1 pseudogene is annotated in these 383 nt (G+C 64.8%); it reads right to left on the reverse strand.

The features are described from left to right. Positions 1–383 (reverse strand): annotated as a pseudogene (locus K9U40_RS24585) (ABC transporter substrate-binding protein); the annotation flags it as partial.

Genomic DNA, 383 nt, shown 5'->3' on the forward strand with positions numbered 1-383 from the left:
CTGCACGGCCTTCAGGTAGTTCATCGTGGCGGAGTAATCGGCCGCCTGGATGTCGGTGGGCATGCGCTTGGTCTTGGCGAAGAACTTGCGGCCGAAGGCGCGCGTCTTGTCGTCGAGGTTCCAGTCCCAGCTGGTGGTCAGCAGCAGGCCCTCGGTGTTCTTCAGGCCCAGGCTGTGGATGTCCGTCAGGAACACCAGCAGCCGCCATCTTCATGCTCTTGTTGATGCCGAACTCGCGCGCGGCCTTGATCGCGTTGATCGTGTCGCCGCCCGCGTTCGCCAGGCCCAGGATCTGCGCCTTTGAGTTCTGCGCCTGCAGCAGGAACGAGGAGAAGTCCGAGGCGTTGAGCGGGTGCTTCACGCTGCCGAGCACGCGGCCGCCC

This window comes from Xanthobacter autotrophicus, assembly GCF_030015065.1.
In the GTDB taxonomy this organism is placed as follows: Bacteria; Pseudomonadota; Alphaproteobacteria; order Rhizobiales; family Xanthobacteraceae; genus Xanthobacter; species Xanthobacter autotrophicus_D.